General features: G+C 73.3%; 19 protein-coding genes and 1 pseudogene. 13 read left to right on the top strand and 7 right to left on the bottom strand.

Features of this window, described 5'->3' with window-relative positions; all coding sequences use genetic code 11:
- Positions 1-28: 28 nt before the first annotated feature.
- From ACZ6EM_RS33830 to ACZ6EM_RS33820, 3 genes are all read right to left on the bottom strand, one after another.
- The gene (locus tag ACZ6EM_RS33830) at positions 29-1294 is read right to left on the bottom strand and encodes a S1C family serine protease (protein ID WP_465774062.1); all 1266 of its coding nucleotides are present in this window, start codon (positions 1292-1294) and stop codon (positions 29-31) included.
- Positions 1295-1409: 115 nt separating this feature from the next.
- A complete protein-coding gene (locus tag ACZ6EM_RS33825) occupies positions 1410-2468 on the bottom strand; it encodes a LacI family DNA-binding transcriptional regulator (RefSeq protein ID WP_387695514.1) in 1059 nt (352 codons plus the stop codon).
- 148 nt (positions 2469-2616) lie between these two features.
- Positions 2617-3348: a response regulator transcription factor gene (locus ACZ6EM_RS33820; RefSeq protein ID WP_380546926.1), complete on the bottom strand. Its 732-nt coding sequence runs from the start codon at positions 3346-3348 to the stop codon at positions 2617-2619.
- 718 nt (positions 3349-4066) lie between these two features.
- Here ACZ6EM_RS33820 and ACZ6EM_RS33815 point away from each other — a divergent pair.
- The 7 genes from ACZ6EM_RS33815 to ACZ6EM_RS33785 all read left to right on the top strand — a co-directional run bounded on the left by ACZ6EM_RS33815 (position 4067) and on the right by ACZ6EM_RS33785 (position 8917).
- Entirely contained in the window at positions 4067-4360 is a 294-nt protein-coding gene (locus ACZ6EM_RS33815; RefSeq protein ID WP_401052647.1) for a MoaD/ThiS family protein, read from the top strand.
- A gap of 5 nt (positions 4361-4365) precedes the next feature.
- Positions 4366-5889 (top strand): hypothetical protein, encoded by a 1524-nt coding sequence (locus ACZ6EM_RS33810; RefSeq protein ID WP_465774061.1) that lies wholly within the window; start codon positions 4366-4368, stop codon positions 5887-5889.
- A 193-nt stretch (positions 5890-6082) separates the two neighbouring features.
- A complete protein-coding gene (locus ACZ6EM_RS33805) occupies positions 6083-6814 on the top strand; it encodes an LmeA family phospholipid-binding protein (RefSeq protein ID WP_359909419.1) in 732 nt (243 codons plus the stop codon).
- Positions 6815-7079: 265 nt separating this feature from the next.
- Positions 7080-7160 (top strand): Ms5788A family Cys-rich leader peptide, encoded by an 81-nt coding sequence (locus ACZ6EM_RS33800; protein ID WP_353652343.1) that lies wholly within the window; start codon positions 7080-7082, stop codon positions 7158-7160.
- A 233-nt stretch (positions 7161-7393) separates the two neighbouring features.
- Positions 7394-8227: a sulfurtransferase gene (locus ACZ6EM_RS33795; protein WP_380354414.1), complete on the top strand. Its 834-nt coding sequence runs from the start codon at positions 7394-7396 to the stop codon at positions 8225-8227.
- A gap of 53 nt (positions 8228-8280) precedes the next feature.
- Positions 8281-8571: a DUF1416 domain-containing protein gene (locus tag ACZ6EM_RS33790; RefSeq protein ID WP_030059605.1), complete on the top strand. Its 291-nt coding sequence runs from the start codon at positions 8281-8283 to the stop codon at positions 8569-8571.
- Between the two features lie 73 nt (positions 8572-8644).
- On the top strand, positions 8645-8917 hold the full coding sequence (locus ACZ6EM_RS33785; RefSeq protein ID WP_359909413.1) for a DUF3099 domain-containing protein: 273 nt from the start codon (positions 8645-8647) through the stop codon (positions 8915-8917).
- 15 nt (positions 8918-8932) lie between these two features.
- Here the strand turns inward: ACZ6EM_RS33785 and ACZ6EM_RS33780 are convergent, their stop codons facing one another.
- The gene (locus ACZ6EM_RS33780; protein ID WP_359909410.1) at positions 8933-9295 is read right to left on the bottom strand and encodes a DsrE family protein; all 363 of its coding nucleotides are present in this window, start codon (positions 9293-9295) and stop codon (positions 8933-8935) included.
- Positions 9296-9642: 347 nt separating this feature from the next.
- Here ACZ6EM_RS33780 and ACZ6EM_RS33775 point away from each other — a divergent pair, with 347 nt between their 5' ends.
- The 3 genes from ACZ6EM_RS33775 (at position 9643) to ygfZ (ending at position 11808) form a co-directional block, all read left to right on the top strand.
- Complete coding sequence (locus ACZ6EM_RS33775) at positions 9643-10245, top strand: heme-binding beta-barrel domain-containing protein (RefSeq protein WP_359909407.1); 603 nt, start codon at positions 9643-9645, stop codon at positions 10243-10245.
- Between the two features lie 116 nt (positions 10246-10361).
- Complete coding sequence (locus tag ACZ6EM_RS33770; protein WP_359909404.1) at positions 10362-10826, top strand: Fur family transcriptional regulator; 465 nt, start codon at positions 10362-10364, stop codon at positions 10824-10826.
- Between the two features lie 19 nt (positions 10827-10845).
- The gene (gene ygfZ / locus ACZ6EM_RS33765) at positions 10846-11808 is read left to right on the top strand and encodes a CAF17-like 4Fe-4S cluster assembly/insertion protein YgfZ (RefSeq protein ID WP_359909431.1); all 963 of its coding nucleotides are present in this window, start codon (positions 10846-10848) and stop codon (positions 11806-11808) included.
- A gap of 7 nt (positions 11809-11815) precedes the next feature.
- Here the strand turns inward: ygfZ and dtd are convergent, their stop codons facing one another.
- Positions 11816-12256, bottom strand: coding sequence for a D-aminoacyl-tRNA deacylase (gene dtd / locus ACZ6EM_RS33760; RefSeq protein WP_224283110.1), 441 nt, complete (start codon positions 12254-12256; stop codon positions 11816-11818).
- Between the two features lie 630 nt (positions 12257-12886).
- Here dtd and ACZ6EM_RS33755 point away from each other — a divergent pair.
- From ACZ6EM_RS33755 to ACZ6EM_RS33745, 3 genes are all read left to right on the top strand, one after another.
- Positions 12887-13507, top strand: coding sequence for an RsiG family protein (locus ACZ6EM_RS33755; protein ID WP_380546920.1), 621 nt, complete (start codon positions 12887-12889; stop codon positions 13505-13507).
- Between the two features lie 72 nt (positions 13508-13579).
- Positions 13580-14539, top strand: a complete 960-nt coding sequence (locus ACZ6EM_RS33750; RefSeq protein ID WP_401054190.1) for an asparaginase — start codon at positions 13580-13582, stop codon at positions 14537-14539.
- Between the two features lie 140 nt (positions 14540-14679).
- On the top strand, positions 14680-14889 hold the full coding sequence (locus tag ACZ6EM_RS33745; protein WP_359909395.1) for a dodecin: 210 nt from the start codon (positions 14680-14682) through the stop codon (positions 14887-14889).
- Between the two features lie 91 nt (positions 14890-14980).
- Here ACZ6EM_RS33745 and ACZ6EM_RS33740 read toward each other — a convergent pair.
- A pseudogene (locus ACZ6EM_RS33740) lies at positions 14981-15133 on the bottom strand (hemin ABC transporter ATP-binding protein); the annotation flags it as partial.
- 240 nt (positions 15134-15373) lie between these two features.
- Entirely contained in the window at positions 15374-15865 is a 492-nt protein-coding gene (locus ACZ6EM_RS33735; RefSeq protein ID WP_188300447.1) for an inorganic diphosphatase, read from the bottom strand.
- Positions 15866-15917: the final 52 nt, after the last annotated feature.

The raw sequence follows: 15917 nt of genomic DNA, 5'->3' as shown, positions 1-15917 counted from the left end.
AGCAATTGTCCGTCTCAGCGAGTGTGGCTCACAGGTTCTGGCCGGCTTCGAGTTTCGGCAGGACCTGCTTGATGTCGTTGATCGGGATGGCGAAGCCGAGGCCGACGCTGCCGGCCGAGCCGCCGCCGGAGGAGCCGGAGCCGCCGGGCGCGTACATCGCCGAGTTGACGGCGATGACCTGGCCGCTGGCGTTGATCAGCGGGCCGCCGGAGTTTCCGGGGTTGAGCGCGGCGTCGGTCTGGAAGGCCTTGTAGGTGGTGCTGCTGCCGCCGGTGGGCTGCGGGGTGGTGCCGCGCAGGCCGGGGACGCCGGGGAGGAAGGGGAGGCCGAAGCCGCCGTTGTTGCTGGTGCTGCCCTCGTCGAGCTGGACGGTGACGTCGCGGTTCTCGGCGCTGATGATGCCGGAGGTGACGGTGCCGGTGAGTCCGTCGGGGTTGCCGATGGCGACGACCGGGTCGCCGACGGCCACGGCGGAGGAGTCGCCGAGGACGGCGGGGGTGAGGTTCTTGGCGCCGGTCGCGGTGATCACGGCGACGTCGAGGGCCTTGTCGGTGCCGGTGACGCTGGCCTGGGCGGTGGAGCCGTCCTTGAAGGTGACGGTGATCCGGCCGCCGGCGGTCGCGGTGTCGATCACGTGGTAGTTGGTGAGGATCCGGCCGTCGGTGTTGAGGACGACGCCGGTGCCGGTGGCGGTGCCGTTGCCGTTCTTGACGGTGATCTGGACGGTGCTGGGCGAGACGGCGGCGGCGATGGCGGCCACGTCGGCGCTGCCGTCGGAGCGGGCGGAGACCGGGCTGGCGATGGTGCCGACGCGGTTGTCGGCGCCCTGCCGGTCGGCGGCGACCAGGCCGCCGGTGACCCCGCCGAGGACGGCGGCGATCGCGGCGACGGCGGTGACCAGGGCGAGCCGCCCGCGCAGCAGTCCGCGCCGGGCCCGGTTGCCGTGGTCGCCGGGGCCCTCGGGGGAGCCCGGCCCGAGGATCGTGGGCGGCTCGGGCGGGGTCGGCGGGGGCGGCGGCGGGCCGTCGAAGACGCCGCCGGAGTGGTCCTCGCGGTAGCCGTACCCGGCCGGGCCGGTGGTGCCGTGGGCGTCGGCGGTCCGGCCGGCGCCGAGCACGGTGCCCTCGATCACCCGGGGCTCCGGGGCCCGGTCCGGGCCCTGCTGCTCGTACTGGCCGTACGGGCCGTACTGCTCGTACTGGTCGTACTGCTCGTGCTGCTCGTGCTGCGGGTGGGACGCGTGGGGCTCGTACGGGCCGTACTGCTTGCCGGGGTACCGCTGCTGTTCGCTCATGCCGACCAAGCTCGTCCCGCTGCATGAGGAGTGCATGAGAACCGGCTCAGAACGGGGAGAGAAGCCCGTTGGGTTCTCATAAAGCCTGGTCAGGCGGCCTGCCGAGCGGAACCGGCTACTCCGGTACGGATCGGTCCGGGGCGGAGCCGCCGCAGCCGCAGGAGCGGCGGATGACCAGCCGGGACGGGAAGGTGCGGACCCGCTCGGTGTCCGAGCCGGGCACCATCAGCGAGTCGTCCAGCACCAGGTCCACGGCGGCCCGGGCCATCGCGTCGCGGTCGGAGGCGACGGTGGTCAGCGGCGGGTCGGCGAGCGCGGCCTCCGGCACGTCGTCGAAGCCGGCCACCGCGAGGTCCTCCGGGACCCGCAGGCCGACCTCGCGGGCGGCCCGCAGCACGCCGATCGCCTGGTCGTCGGTGGAGCAGAAGATCGCTCGCGGCCGGTCCGGCGAGCGGAGCAGGCCGAGCGCGACGTCGTAGGCGCCGTAGCGGTGGAAGGGCGCGTCGATCAGGTGGGGCTCGGTGGGGATGCCGTGCGCGTCCATGGCGCGCTGCCAGCCCTCGACGTGGTCGATGACCGGGTCGCCGGGGGCGGGGGACTCGACCGGGCCGCCGAAGCAGGCCACGTACGGGTGCCCGTGCACCTCCAGCAGGTGGCGCACCACGGCCTCGGCGCCCGCCACGTCGTCGGTGACCACCGCGACGTCGTCGATCGCCTCGGGCCGGCGGTGCAGCAGCACCACCTTGGCGCCCTCCATCGCGGCGAACTCCTCGGCGGCGCGCTGCGAGGGGCCCTGGCTGACCAGGATCAGGCCGGAGACGCGCATCCCGAGGAACGCGCGGACGTAGTGCACCTCGCGGTCGTCCACGTAGTCGGAGTTGCCGATCAGCACGAGCTTGCCGCGGTCGGAGGCGGCCCGTTCCACGGCGTGCGCCATCTCGGCGAAGAAGGGCTGGCGGGCGTCCGGGACGACCATGCCGATCAGGTTGGTGCGGCGGGAGGCCATCGCCTGGGCGACGCTGTTCGGCCGGTAGCCGAGCTGCTCGATCGCCGCGAGGACCTTCTCCCGGGTCGCGGGCGCGACCGGGCGCGGCCCGTTGTTGATGACGTAGCTGACGACCGCGGTCGAGGTACCAGCCAGCCGGGCTACATCGTCGCGCGTCACTTTGGCCACGGGGGGAGTCTACGCGTGTGGCCTCCGGGGCGGCAGTGGGGTCCGGGGCCTTGTTCGGCAGGCCGACGGGCCCCTCCGGGAGGAACCGGGCAAGCCGGGCGGGGCGCGGCCCGCCCGGCTCCGGAGCGGTGTCCGGGCGGGCCCCGGCTCAGGCGTCCAGGGGGGTGGCGGGGCGCTGGGCGAGCTCAGGCCGCTCGCCCTTCTCGGGTTTCTCCGGGACGACGAAGCGGTAGCCGACGTTGCGCACGGTGCCGATCAGTTGCTCGTGCTCCACGCCGAGCTTGGCGCGCAGCCGCCGGACGTGCACGTCCACGGTCCGGGTGCCGCCGAAGTAGTCGTAGCCCCAGACCTCCTGGAGCAACTGCGCCCGGGTGAAGACCCGGCCGGGGTGCTGCGCGAGGTACTTGATCAGCTCGAACTCCTTGAAGGTGAGGTCGAGCGCCCGGCCCTTGAGCTTGGCGGAGTAGGTGGCCTCGTCGACCGAGAGGTCGCCGTTGCGGATCTCCATCGGGCTGTCGTCGGTGACGACCTGGAGGCGGCCGAGGGCGAGCCGCAGCCGGGCCTCGACCTCGGCCGGGCCGGCGGTGTCCAGCAGGACGTCGTCGATGCCCCACTCGGCGGTGACGGCGGCCAGGCCGCCCTCGGTCACCACCAGGATCAGCGGGCAGCCGATGCCGGTGGAGCGCAGCAGCTGGCAGAGGCTGCGGATCTGCGGGAGGTCACGCCGGCCGTCGACCAGGATGACGTCCGCGCTGGGGGTGTCCACCAGGGCCGCGCCCTCGGCGGGCGCCACCCGGACGTTGTGGAGCAGCAGTCCGAGGGCGGGCAGCACCTCGGCGGAGGGTTGCAGCGCATTGGTGAGGAGGAGGAGAGAACTCATGCCCGGTGGTCCCCTTTCCGGGTCGTCGCGGTCGCGTTACGGCTGCCGCCACAGCCGGATGGCGCACGTGCTGAGGGGGAGGGCAGGACGACGGTCGGCCGCGGCGAACCGGGGGAGCGGACGGCGAGCAGGGCGCGACGGCGGGTCGGCCGGGGGTCCCGCAACCCCTGGCGCACCGTTTCTGCCCTGTTCATCACCGCGAACCCTCCGGTCTGGTCCGGTGCCGGGTGGCGGCCCGGTGCCGGTGGCGGTGCCCCGGCCGGCCGGGGCACGTCGTTGTGCCGCGTCAGGCGGGGCGGTTCCTGCTGCGCGCCGGGGGTGGGCCGACGAATCGCAAGAACGTCCGTACTGGCGTCCTGAAAGCACAAAAGGACCCGGGGGCGACTCTGCCCGGATCCCTCTTGGTGGTCGAGGATAGCCGACCGCCCCCTCCACCGGGAGTGCGGGAATCCGGCGGTTCGCCCAATTCGGGCGTGCGCCGGGTGAGGCTGGACACAGCTTCGAGCGCCGGTCCGGCGCGCCTCGGTGGCGCTCCGGTGCGTTTCTCCGTGTCGGCCCGGCCAGGGCGATTGCCGCTCGTGGCGGCGGACACGCCATCATGGGACGCACATCGAAGGCGCTGTTCGGGTCCATCGTTCGGGTGGTCGGGCGGTCGTTGAGGTGTCGAGCCGGACCGGGACACCGGCACCGGGCGAGGACGACGAGAAGGGGTGGCCCGATGGGCGTGACCACCGAGCCCGCGAGCGGCGCCCGGGTGCGCGGGACGATCCGCTACTGGGCGGCGGCGAAGTCCGAGGCCGGGCTGGCCGAGGAGCCGTACGAGGCGGCGACCCTGGCGGAGGCGCTGGCGGCGGCCAGGGAACGGCACGCCGACCGGCCGAAGCTCGTCCGGCTGCTCGGGCACTGCTCGTACCTGGTCGACGGGGCCCAGGTGGGCGGCCGCGACCACGCGACCGTCGCCCTGACCGAGGGCGGGACGGTGGAGGTCCTCCCCCCGTTCGCGGGAGGCTGAGCGGCGTGACGGACATGAACAACCCGAACGACCCGAACCGCGGCGGCTACGGCGGATGGCCGCAGCAGCCCCACCAGCCGCAGCAGCCGTACCCGCCCCGGGCGCAGCAGCAGCACCCACAGCAGCACCCGCACCCGCAGCAGTCGCACGTCCCGCCGCAGCAGCCGGGCCACCCGTCGCCGTACGGTTTCCCGGTGGACGACGCGGCGGCGACCACGGTGATGCCGCCGGTGCCCGCGTTCGACGACGCGGCCGCGACCACCCTGATGCCGCCGGTGCCGGCCGTGGACGACGCCGAGGTGACGGCGCTGCTTCCGCCGGTGGTGGTGTCCGGTTCGCTGCCGGTCGCGCCGCCCCGGTCGCACCAGCCCCACCAGCCGCAGTTCCAGCCGCAGCCCCGGCCCCACCAGCCGCAGCCTTACCAGCAGCCGCAGCCCCACCAGTTCCAGCAGCCGCAGCCGCAGCCCCACCAGCCCCACCAGTTCCAGCAGCCGCAGCCGCAGCCGCAGCCGCAGCCGCAGTCGAGGCAGCAGCGGCGTCGGCAGTCGGAGCAGCCGGTGCAGCCCCAGCCGGACCCGACGATCCAGCTCCAGCTCCAGCAGCCGTCGAGGCCGCGGGCCCGGCACGCGGCCCCTGCGGCGCAGCCGGCTCCCGCGCCGCAGGCGGCGGAGGCCTTCGATCCGCCGACCATGACGCTCAAGCGCCCGACCGCCCCCGGCGTCCCGGGTCCGGCCGGAGCCCCCGGCCCGCTGGGCGTCCCCGCCGCGGCGCCGTTCCCGGCCGTCCCGCCGCCGTCCGCGCCGTCCGCGGGCCCGCGCGGCCGGACCGGCTCGCCGATCATCGACCCGGGCCTGCAGCCGGCCCTGATCACCGCCGGTGCGGCCGCGCTGCTGGCCGGCGGTGCGGCGCTCGGGCAGGTCGCGCTGGCCCTGGTGGTCGCGCTGCTCCAGCTGCTGACGGCGGCCGGCTGGTTCCGGCTGAACGGCATGTGGCCGGCCCGGCAGGGCATCCTGCTCGCCGCGCTGGCCGGTTTGACGGCGGACGTGGCGGTGCTGCTGGCGGACTCCGACGGCGGCGCGGCGGCGGTGGTGGGCACCCTGGGCGGGTTCTTCCTGCTCGTCCTGGTGCTGCAGACGTTCCGTCCGTCGGACCCGAAGGAGCGGTTCTACGCGCTGACCGTGCTCGGTTCGGCCACCGTGGTGACCGCGCTGTGCACCATGCTGCTGCTGGCCGACTGGGTGCCGGCCGCGGTGGGTGCGGTGGCGCTGGCCACCCTGCTGGCCGCGGCGCCGTTGCCCGGACCGAAGCAGCTGGGCCCGGTGCTGGGTCTGGCCGCGGCGGTGGTGCTGGGCCTGCTGGTCGGGGCGCCGGTGGCGCTGGGTGCGCTGGCCGGGTTGGGTGCGCTGGTCGGCCGCCGGGTCGCGGCGTACGACTTCCCGTCCCGCTTCGTGCACATGACGGCGGGGGTGGCGCTGCCGCTGGCGGTGGCCGCGCCGCTGATCTGGATCGCCACCGAGCTGCTGGCCTGATCCTCCCGTCCGCTGCGCGCTGGGTCGGATTCCGGCTCCGGAACCATGTTCCGGAGCCGGACGTCGTACGGTCGTGCGAGGGCGGACGTGTCCCGCGTCCGCCGCGGAACGACGAACGACCCACTGCGAACGACCCACTGCGAACGATTTCAGCGACGAACGACCACAGCGAGCGGCGACGACGGGGGACACGATGCGCGGATGGCTGAAGGCCACGATCGGCCTGGCGGTGCTCTCCGGCCTGCTGCTGGGGGCCGACCGGATCGCGGTGGGCGTGGCCGAGGACGAGGCCGCCGACCGGATCGTGAAGAGCGGCCGGATGAGCCAGCGCCCGGACGTCTCGATCGAGGGCTTCCCGTTCCTCACCCAGGTGGTGTCGATGAAGCTGGACGACGTCCGGATCTCCTCCGACGGCCTGACCGTCGGGGACGGCAGTCACCAGGTGGCGCTGCACTCGTTCAAGGCGCAGCTCTCCGGCGTCAAGGTCAGCGACAGCATGAGCAGTGCCACGGTGGACAGCGGCACCGGCAGCGGGGTGATCTCGTACCCGGACCTCGCGCAGCTGCTGCCGCCGGCTTCCCAGCTGCTGCACGGGGCCAAGCTGCCGGTGGGCGGCAACTCGCGGCTGACGCTGTCCTACGCCGGTCCGGGCAAGGTCAAGGCCTCGCTGGGGCCGATCGCGATCGGCGAGGGCACCGTGCACAACAAGGGGAACACCGTCACGGTGGACGGCTTCCGGCTGAGCTCGCTGGCGGGGTTGGTGGCCGGTGCCACCAATCAGCAGCTGGAGCCGATGAGCTTCACCCTGGACTCGCTGCCGGCCGGGCTGAAGCTGGCCGACAAGGACGGTGGCAGCGGGGTGACGCCGTTGCCGGAGGGCCTCCAGCTGACCTTCGACGGCAAGGGCGTCAAGCTGCTGGGCTGATCCCCGGCCCGGTCCTGGTTCAGTCCCGTTCCCGTTCCCGTTCCCGGTCTCGTTCCCGGGCCGCCGAATCGTTCCGCTCCGCGAGACGCGCTGTCCAGCGCGGACCGTGGAGCGGTGCCGTTTCCGCCCCGCGCATGCGTTCGGACGGCTTCGGTACGGGCTCCCGCGGGCCGGTCGGGGGCGAAATCCCATCATGCGGTCGTTTCGATCCCACCATTCGATACGCTGGTGACAGCGGGCCTCCGGTGTCCCTAGCATCGTCGGCATGAAGCGACAGACGGACCTCACGAAGCGGCGGGCGGTAGACCTGTGCCGCGTGTCCGCCTGTCTGTGTCGAATGCGCTGATTCGGCGCTCCGGCTGGGCAGTTGAAGCCCGCCGCCGATCTTTCCGGTGACCGCGTCCGGCTCTGTGAGCGGGCGGTCGCCGAGGTACTCCGCAGTTCACTGCCCGGCCGCGCCGGTCCGCCCCCTCGTCCCGGTATTCGGACAGGAATTCGGACCGCGCCCACTCGGGCACCCTGCAGCACCCTCCTGAGCAGCACCTTCCGTACAACCGCCCTCGGATGGAGAACCCCACCATGAGCCGCAGCGACGTCCTGGTCGACGCCGACTGGGTCCAGGCCCGCCTGGACGACCCGAAGGTCGTGATCGTCGAGGTCGACGAGGACACCTCCGCGTACGACAAGAACCACATCCGCAACGCCGTCCGGATCGACTGGAAGCAGGACCTCCAGGACCCGGTCCGCCGCGACTTCATCGACCAGGCCGGCTTCGAGGCGCTGCTCAGCGCCAAGGGCATCGCCAACGACGACACCGTCGTCCTGTACGGCGGCAACAACAACTGGTTCGCCTCGTACGCCTACTGGTACTTCAAGCTGTACGGCCACGGCGACGTCCGCCTGCTGGACGGCGGCCGCAAGAAGTGGGAGCTGGACTCCCGCGACCTGGTCGCCGAGGTGCCGGCCCGCCCCGCCACCGAGTACACGGCGCAGGCCGTCGACTCCTCGATCCGCGCCTTCCGCGACGACGTGCTCGCCGCCATCGGCACCCTGAACCTGGTCGACGTCCGCTCGCCCGACGAGTTCTCCGGCAAGCTGCTGGCCCCGGCCCACCTCCCGCAGGAGCAGTCGCAGCGCCCCGGCCACGTGCCGAGCGCCCGCAACATCCCGTGGGCCAAGAACGCCAACGACGACGGCACCTTCAAGAGCGACGACGAGCTCAAGGCGCTGTACGAGGCCGAGGGCATCGACCTGGCCAAGGACACCATCGCCTACTGCCGCATCGGCGAGCGCTCCGCGCTCACCTGGTTCGTGCTGCACGAGCTGCTCGGCCAGGAGAACGTCAAGAACTACGACGGCTCGTGGACCGAGTACGGCAGCCTGGTCGGCGTGCCGATCGAGCTCGGCAACTGAGCCCAGGCCCGACCCGTAAGTCAGAAGGCCAGTAAGTCAGAAGGTAGGCAGACATGTGCGGTGCGAAGGCCGGCGGCCCGGACCTGGCAGGAGTTGACGTGGCGAACGAGACGATCATCCAGGGTTCGGTGACCCGCGACGGTGAGCCGGTCAACGGCTACGTCCGGCTGCTGGACGAGGGCGGTGAGTTCACGGCCGAGGTGCCCACCTCGGCGACCGGCCAGTTCCGGTTCTTCGCCCGCCCGGGCAAGTGGACCCTGCGCGCGCTGGTGCCGGGCCAGACCGTGGACCGCCAGGTGGTGGCCTCCCAGGGCACCGCCGTCGAGGTCGCGATCGCGGTCTGACCGGAGCCGCGACGTTCCCGGATCACCCCGAGGGCCCCTGCCGTGCAGGGGCCCTCGGTCGTACCGTGGAGGGGTGCAGGCAAGGCGGCGGCGTCGCTACTACTTCGCCATGATGGGCGTGTGCCTCGGTTTGTTCGTCATGGCCTGGGGCGTGGTGCGGTTCTTCTCGGTCGGCGCGGCGATCGGCATGTGCGTGGTCGCGATGGTCATCCCGCCCGCCGCCGCGGTGTTCGCCAACAAGCGGGACCCGGACGACGACTGGTGGGACGACCCGCGCTGGGACGACCCGAAGTGGGACGAGCCCGGCCACGACCGGGACCGCCCCGACCACGAGGAGCACCCGTAGGGCCCGGGGGAGGCGTCAGTACACGAGCGCCTGGACGCCGTCCGCCATGATCTCGCTGACGAAGACCTGGGCGCCCGCGATGCGGACACCCTCGACGGTGTCCTTCTGCTCGATCCCGCGCCGGGCCGCGCACTGGGTGCACAGCGTCACCGAGCCGGCCGCCAGGATCGACTCCAGCAGGTCCGGCAGCGGTGCCGCGTGCGGCAGTTCGAACTCCGCCGCCCGGTCCGGCAGCGCGAACCAGGAGGACTCCCCGGTCAGCCAGAGCGAGACGTCGATCCCGCTGGCGACGGCCACCGCCGCGACCGTGAACGCCTGCGAGCACCGCTCCGGCGCGTCCGCCCCTGCGGTGACCTTGATGACCAGTTTCTTCGACATGGCGCCACCATAGAGGTCGGGCCGCCCCCGCCGTCCGGCATCCCGGAACCCTTGGGCAAAGCTTGGGCAGCCGCGGGAAGGCGGCGCGAACCGCGACGTGGTGGGGCTCACCGCGACCGGCCGGAACCCGGCGGATAGAGTGAGCCGAGCACAATCCACCACACTGTCGCCGCCTGGGAGCCACCCGTGTCCGGTCTGGAAATCTTCTTCGACGGTCTGCTGGCCCTCATGGCCGTGCTGATCACCTGGTTCGCCATCTTCTCGGTGATGAAGCTGTACCAGGGCCAGCGCTGAGCCTGCCGTACGGTTGAGGCAGGCCCACACCGACGAGAACAGCGACCAGGAACATGATCGAGATCCCTTCCGACCTCCACAAGGACGTCGTCCCGCTCGCCTTCCTCCTCGGCACCTGGGAGGGCGCGGGCGTCTATGCCCCTCTGCCGGGTGACGGGGGCCCGGGCGCGGAGAAGTGCAACTTCGGCCAGGAGATCGTGATCCGCCACGACGGCCGCCCCTTCCTGGAGTTCCGCTCCCGCACCTGGGTGCTGAACGAGGAGGGCGAGAAGGTCCGTCCGCTGGAGAACGAGCACGCGTTCTGGCGCATCACCAGCAACCACGACGGCACCAGCGGCGCCCGGGGGATCGAGATCTCCTCCGTGCGCGACGACGGCACGGTCGAGATCTGGTACGGCGAGCTGGCCGACGGCAAGCCGCAGGTCGACGTCTCCACCGACGCGGTCGCCCGGATCGAGGGCTCCCCGGAGTACTCGGGCGGCAAGCGGCTGTACGGCTTCGTCAACGGCGAGCTGCTCTGGGTCGGCGAGAAGGCCGCCCCGAACGTGCCGCTGCGCCCGTACATGTCCGCGCAGCTGAAGAAGGTGCTCAGCCCGGCCCAGCTGATCAAGGACATCAACGACCTGCCGGACGACGGCATCGCGTTCTTCAAGTAGGCCGATGACGCAGGCCGGTCGCACGACCGGCACTTCCGTGCACGAGGTAGGGACCGGCCCGCGGCCGGTCCCTACACTTGCCCCAGGACCCCCGACCATTGGCAGGGACGAGTACCGTGGCGGACACCGGCACCACCGACTGGCAGCTCTCCGGCGACTGGAAGGCCGACCTGCGCGAACGCGGGTACCGGCTCACCCCGCAGCGCCAGCTCGTGCTGGAGGCCGTCGACGAACTCGACCACGCCACCCCCGACGACATCCTCTGCCACGTCCGCCGGACCGCCAGCGGCGTCAACATCTCCACCGTCTACCGGACCCTGGAGCTGCTGGAGGAGCTGGGGCTGGTGTCGCACGCCCACCTCGGCCACGGCGCCCCGACCTACCACCTGGCCGGCCGCCACCACCACCTGCACCTGGTCTGCCGGGACTGCGAGCAGGTCACCGAGACCAGTACCGAGATCGCCCAGCCGCTGATCGACAGCCTGCGCGAGCGGCACGGCTTCGACACCGACCTCAAGCACTTCGCCATCTTCGGCCGCTGCGCCGACTGCACCGCCAAGGTCGCCGGGGAGCAGCCGTAAGCTGGCCGGTATGACCGGTGTGAAGAGCCCGCTGCTTTCCCTGCCCGGAGCCGTCCCCGCCGAGGGGGCCGACGAGGGTGTCGCCGCCCACTACGGCGACATCTTCCGCGAGCAACGCAACCTGTCGCAGGGCGCCGGCTTCGTCGACCTCTCGCACCGCGGCGTGGTCACCGTGACCGGCCCGGACCGGCTCTCCTGGCTGCACCTGCTGCTTACCCAGCACGTCAGCGAGCTGCCGCCGCAGCAGGCCGCCGAGGCGCTGGTGCTCTCCCCGAACGGGCACGTCGAGCACGCGCTCTACCTGGTGGACGACGGCACCACCACCTGGGCGCACGTCGAGCCGGGCACTCAGGAGGCGCTGGTCGCCTACCTGGACGGCATGCGCTTCTTCTACCGGGTGGAGGTCGCCGACGCGACCGCCGAGTACGCCGTGGTCCACCTGCCGGCGGGCTCCACCGCCTCCGTGGAGGGCGCCGCCGCCGTCCGCGAACTCCCGTACGGGCGTGACCTGTTCGTGCCGCGCGGCGAGCTGGGGCGGCTCACCGCCGGGTACGGCCCGGCGGCCGGGGTCTGGGCGTACGAGGCGCTGCGGATCGAGGGCCACCGGCCCCGGCTGGGCTTCGAGACCGACCACCGGACCATCCCGCACGAGGTGGACTGGCTGCGCACCGCCGTCCACCTGCAGAAGGGCTGCTACCGCGGCCAGGAGACCGTCGCCCGGGTGCACAACCTGGGCCGGCCGCCGCGCCGGCTGGTCTTCCTGCACCTGGACGGCACCGAGGAGTCGCTGCCCCCGCACGGCACCGAGGTGCGGCTGGCCACCGACCCGGACGGGCGGGCGCTGGGCTTCGTGACCTCCTCGGCCCGGCACCACGAGCTGGGGCCGATCGCGCTGGCGATCGTCAAGCGGAACGTCCCGGTGGACGCCGTGCTGCTGGCCGGGACGGTGCCCGGCACCCAGGACGTGATCGTCCCGCAGTAGGGGCCGCTCAGACCTCGACGAGGACGGTGAACGGGCCGTCGTTCACCAGCGCCACCTGCATGTCGGCGCCGAACCGGCCCGTCTCCACCTTGGCGCCCAGCGCCCGCAGCTGCGCCACCACCTCGTCCACCAGCGGTTCGGCGACCGGGCCGGGGGCGGCGGCGTTCCAGGTGGGGCGGCGGCCCTTGCGGGCGTCGCCGTAGAGCGTGAACTGGCTGATCACCAGCAGCGGGGCGCCGAGGTCCGAGCAGCTCTGCTCGACGCCCTCGTCGTTCGCGGGCAGCAGTCGCAGTGTCCAGAGCTTGCGGGCCAGCTGGGCGGCTTTCGCGGGGGTGTCGTCGTGGGTGACGCCGACCAGGACGCAGAGCCCCGGTCCCTCGATCGCGCCGACGGTCTCACCGGCCACGGTCACCCGGGCCTCGGTCACTCGCTGCACCACTGCTCGCATGCCGCCATTGTGCCGGAGCGCCGTACGGCCCCCGGAGGGCCCCCGGCAGCCGTGGGGGCCTCCCCGCGCATCGGCCCGTGCGCCCGTTGCCGCCGCGTCGGACGTTGTGCGTCCACCGCCCCACCGCCCCGGCGCCCCCGCGCCCCCGTCGTGCCTCCGGGCCCGCGCCGCACCCTCCCGTGCGCCCCGGCTGCCTCCCCAGGGCGCACACCAGGGGCGCGTGAAGCGGCTCTGCGCGCCCCTGGGTGCGCGCCTGCGCCGAATCGGGCGCTGCTCTTCCTGCGGAAAGGACCGGTCATATCAGCCACCCCTGTTCGCCAGGGGGCCGTTCGGGTGCACGGGCGGTGCGCGTGCGCCGGGCGGGGTGGCACGCTGGTGGACCGTACGAAGGGTCCGGGGCGCCAGGAGGTCCGCCGCGCCGGGCCGGGTTCGGCCTGGCGGTCGAGCCGGTAGGTCAGGCGTCTGGCGGTGCCGCCCCGGTGGGCGGTCGCGGCCGGGGACCGGAGCCTCCGGGGGTTCCCGGGCGTGCCGGTGGACGGGACGTGCGGCCCGTCGGGGGACGGGCCGGACCGGCGGCAGGGACGGGGTGCCGCGAGCGGGCGGGATCGGACGACGTCAGGTGGTTGGGTGATGGACGCGAGCAGCGCGGCGCGGGACCGGTCCGGGCCGGTGGTGCGGCCCCCCGGGGGCCCGTACGGCCCGGCGGCGGGCGCGGGGGACGAACCCGACCTGGAGCGACTGGGCCTGGAGCAGCTGCGGGTGCTGCGCCGGGAGACCCTGGAGCAGGAGGCCGACCTGTCGTACCTGCGGCGGCTGCTGCACGGGCGGATGGACATCCTGCGCGCCGAGCTCGACCGGCGGCCCGGCGCGGGCCCGGTCCGTACCGCCGGCCCGTCCGGCCCCGAGCCGGCCCCCGGCGACCTGCTGGACCGGCTGCCGGCCATCCTGACCGACGCGCCCTCCACCGTGCGGCGCTCGGCCCGGCACGTCACCCTCGGCCCGCCGCGCACCCGGGAGTCCGGGCTGGAGGCGGACGCCCTGATGGGCGACGTCCAGCTCGCCGACCTGGCCGCGCACCCGGCCGAGGAACTGCTGGCCGCGCTGGAGCGGCTGCGGGCGCACGAGCGGGAGGTGTCCGGACGGCGCCAGCGGCTGCTGCGCACGGCCGACGGTTGCAATGCCGAGATCACCCGCAGGTACCGTGATGGGGAAGCACGGGTCGACGACCTGCTCGCAGGGGGGCCGCTCTGACCGGGTGAGTCGCCGCGGGCGGTGGGCCCGGCTCCCGCCCGGCCCACCCTCGCCCCGGAAGGCTCACCCGCCATGTCCCTGCCCGCCACCACGCCCGTTCTCGCCGAGGTCGTGCGCTCCGGTTTCGTCGAGGGCCGCCACCGCGGCTCCCTGGTGCTGCTCGCGGCCGACGGCTCGGTCGAGTTCGCGCTCGGCGACCCGGATGCCCCGGTCTTCCCGCGGTCGACCGCCAAGCCGTTCCAGGCGGTGGCCACGCTGCGGGCCGGGCTGGCGATCGAGGGCGAGCTGCTGGCGCTGGCGGCCTCCAGCCACTCCGCAGAATCGTTTCACCTCGATGGTGTGCGGAGCATCCTCGGCTCCGCCGGGCTCGACGAGTCGGCCCTGCGCACCCCGGCCGACCTGCCGCTGGACGAGACCGAGGCGGAGCTGCTGCTCGCCGCCGGCGGCGGACGCGCCCCGATCCTGATGGACTGCTCCGGCAAGCACGCCGGCTGGCTGGCCGCCTGCACGGCCAACGGCTGGGACACCGCGAGCTACCTCGACCCGGCCCACCCGATCCAGCGGCTGGCCCGTGAGGCCCTGGAGGAGGCCACCGGCGAGACCGCCGCGCACGCCGGGGTGGACGGCTGCGGCGCGCCGCTGCTGGCCGTGTCGCTGACCGGGCTGGCCCGTGGCTACCGCGGCCTGGTGCTGGCCGCCGAGGGCACCGAGCCGCGTCGCGTCGCCGACGCGATGCGCGCCCACCCCGAGTACGTGGCCGGCACCCGCCGGGCCGACACCCGGCTGATGCGGGCGGTGCCGGGAGCGCTGTCCAAGATGGGCGCCGAGGCCGTCCAGGTGGTCGCGCTGCCGGACGGGCGGGCGCTGGCCTTCAAGATCGAGGACGGCGGCGAGCGGGCCCGCGGCCCGGTGCTGGCGGCGGCGCTGCGCCGGCTCGGGGTGACGGGGGCGGACGGGACCGTCGAGCGGATCGGCGCCGCCCCGCTGCTCGGCGGCGGCGTGCCGGTCGGCGAGGTGCGGGCGGCGTTCTAGGACGTTTCCGGGCGGTCGGCGGTCGGCGGTCGGCGGCCGGTGGTCGGTGGTCGGTGGTCGGCGGCCGCTCGTCCGGGTGCGGGCGGACCCGGGCCGGTGCACGGTGGACCGGGGGCCGTCGCACAGCTGAGGAGTCCGCCATGACCGACCATGTGTACCGGGTGACCGAGATCGTCGGGTCCTCGACCGAGAGCGTCGACGCCGCGATCCGCAACGGGGTGGAGCGCGCCTCCCGGACGCTGCGCAACCTCGACTGGTTCGAGGTCTCGCAGGTCCGGGGCCACCTGGAGGAGGGCCGGATCAAGCACTACCAGGTGTGCATCAAGGTCGGCTTCCGGCTGGAGGACTGACCGGGCCCGGAAGCCCGACCAGGCCCGGCCCGGTAGGACCGGCCCGGTTCAGCCGCGTTCCGGCAGCACCGGCGGCACCCCGGTGCGCGGGTGCGCCAGCACCTCCACGGGGTGCCCGTACACCTCGCTGCCCTGCGAAGGCGGTGGGCTCGGTGGCGGCCATCGCCTCGGCCACGGCCGCCGCGTCCTCGGCTGCCGCCGCAGTGCCCGCCCACGGCGCGCGGCCTGTCCGGACCACCTCGTCGGCCTCCAGGGTTCGGGTCGGCCGTTCGGGTCTGCCGTTCGGGTCGGCCGTTCGGAGTCGGACCGAATATTTTGGTTAGCCTAACCTAACTTCACATCATGCCGACAGGGTGTCGGCAAACCGTCCCGTCCCCGGGAACGACAGAGGCCGGGGCCCGCGGAAGAAATCCGCGAACCCCGGCCCCGGGCTGTCCCGACCTGCCTCGAACCGCTCTCGATCGAATGAGATCGGAACGACGGCTCAGTGGCCGCCCTGCTCCGCCAGACGCTTGATCGAAGCGGTGACCTCGGCCTCGGCCTCGGCGCGGCCGACCCAGTCGGCGCCCTCGACGGACTTGCCGGGCTCCAGGTCCTTGTAGACCTCGAAGAAGTGCTGGATCTCCAGGCGGTCGAACTCCGACACGTGGTGGATGTCGCGCAGGTGCTCCCAGCGCGGGTCGGTCGCCGGGACGCAGAGCAGCTTGTCGTCGCCGCCGGCCTCGTCGGTCATGTGGAACATGCCGATGGCGCGGCACTTGATCAGGCAGCCCGGGAAGGTCGGCTCGTCCAGGATGACCAGGGCGTCCAGCGGGTCGCCGTCCTCGCCGAGCGTGCCCTCGACGTAGCCGTAGTCGGCCGGGTAGCGGGTCGAGGTGAAGAGCATCCGGTCGAGCCGCAGACGGCCGGTCTCGTGGTCGACCTCGTACTTGTTACGAGAGCCCTTCGGGATTTCGATAAGGACGTCGAACTCCAACGGTTCCTCCAAGGTAGGGACTGACAGAATCCAAGTGTCTCCTACGGGAGCG

It is taken from the genome of Kitasatospora sp. NPDC041917 (genome assembly GCF_055589745.1).
The sequence above is the reverse complement of the archived record's forward strand: the minus strand, read 5'-3'. Positions and strand labels throughout refer to the sequence as shown.

What these genes read in the sequence shown, in the direction of transcription:
- ACZ6EM_RS33830 (WP_465774062.1), bottom strand. Translation starts at nt 1,294, where the DNA reads ATGAGCGAACAGCAGCGGTACCCCGGCAAGCAGTACGGCCCGTACGAG.
- ACZ6EM_RS33820 (WP_380546926.1), bottom strand. Translation starts at nt 3,348, where the DNA reads ATGAGTTCTCTCCTCCTCCTCACCAATGCGCTGCAACCCTCCGCCGAG.
- ACZ6EM_RS33815 (WP_401052647.1), top strand. Translation starts at nt 4,067, where the DNA reads ATGGGCGTGACCACCGAGCCCGCGAGCGGCGCCCGGGTGCGCGGGACG.
- ACZ6EM_RS33805 (WP_359909419.1), top strand. Translation starts at nt 6,083, where the DNA reads ATGCGCGGATGGCTGAAGGCCACGATCGGCCTGGCGGTGCTCTCCGGC.
- ACZ6EM_RS33800 (WP_353652343.1), top strand. Translation starts at nt 7,080, where the DNA reads ATGAAGCGACAGACGGACCTCACGAAGCGGCGGGCGGTAGACCTGTGC.
- ACZ6EM_RS33795 (WP_380354414.1), top strand. Translation starts at nt 7,394, where the DNA reads ATGAGCCGCAGCGACGTCCTGGTCGACGCCGACTGGGTCCAGGCCCGC.
- ACZ6EM_RS33790 (WP_030059605.1), top strand. Translation starts at nt 8,281, where the DNA reads ATGTGCGGTGCGAAGGCCGGCGGCCCGGACCTGGCAGGAGTTGACGTG.
- ACZ6EM_RS33780 (WP_359909410.1), bottom strand. Translation starts at nt 9,295, where the DNA reads ATGTCGAAGAAACTGGTCATCAAGGTCACCGCAGGGGCGGACGCGCCG.
- ACZ6EM_RS33775 (WP_359909407.1), top strand. Translation starts at nt 9,643, where the DNA reads ATGATCGAGATCCCTTCCGACCTCCACAAGGACGTCGTCCCGCTCGCC.
- dtd (WP_224283110.1), bottom strand. Translation starts at nt 12,256, where the DNA reads ATGCGAGCAGTGGTGCAGCGAGTGACCGAGGCCCGGGTGACCGTGGCC.
- ACZ6EM_RS33755 (WP_380546920.1), top strand. Translation starts at nt 12,887, where the DNA reads ATGGACGCGAGCAGCGCGGCGCGGGACCGGTCCGGGCCGGTGGTGCGG.
- ACZ6EM_RS33750 (WP_401054190.1), top strand. Translation starts at nt 13,580, where the DNA reads ATGTCCCTGCCCGCCACCACGCCCGTTCTCGCCGAGGTCGTGCGCTCC.
- ACZ6EM_RS33745 (WP_359909395.1), top strand. Translation starts at nt 14,680, where the DNA reads ATGACCGACCATGTGTACCGGGTGACCGAGATCGTCGGGTCCTCGACC.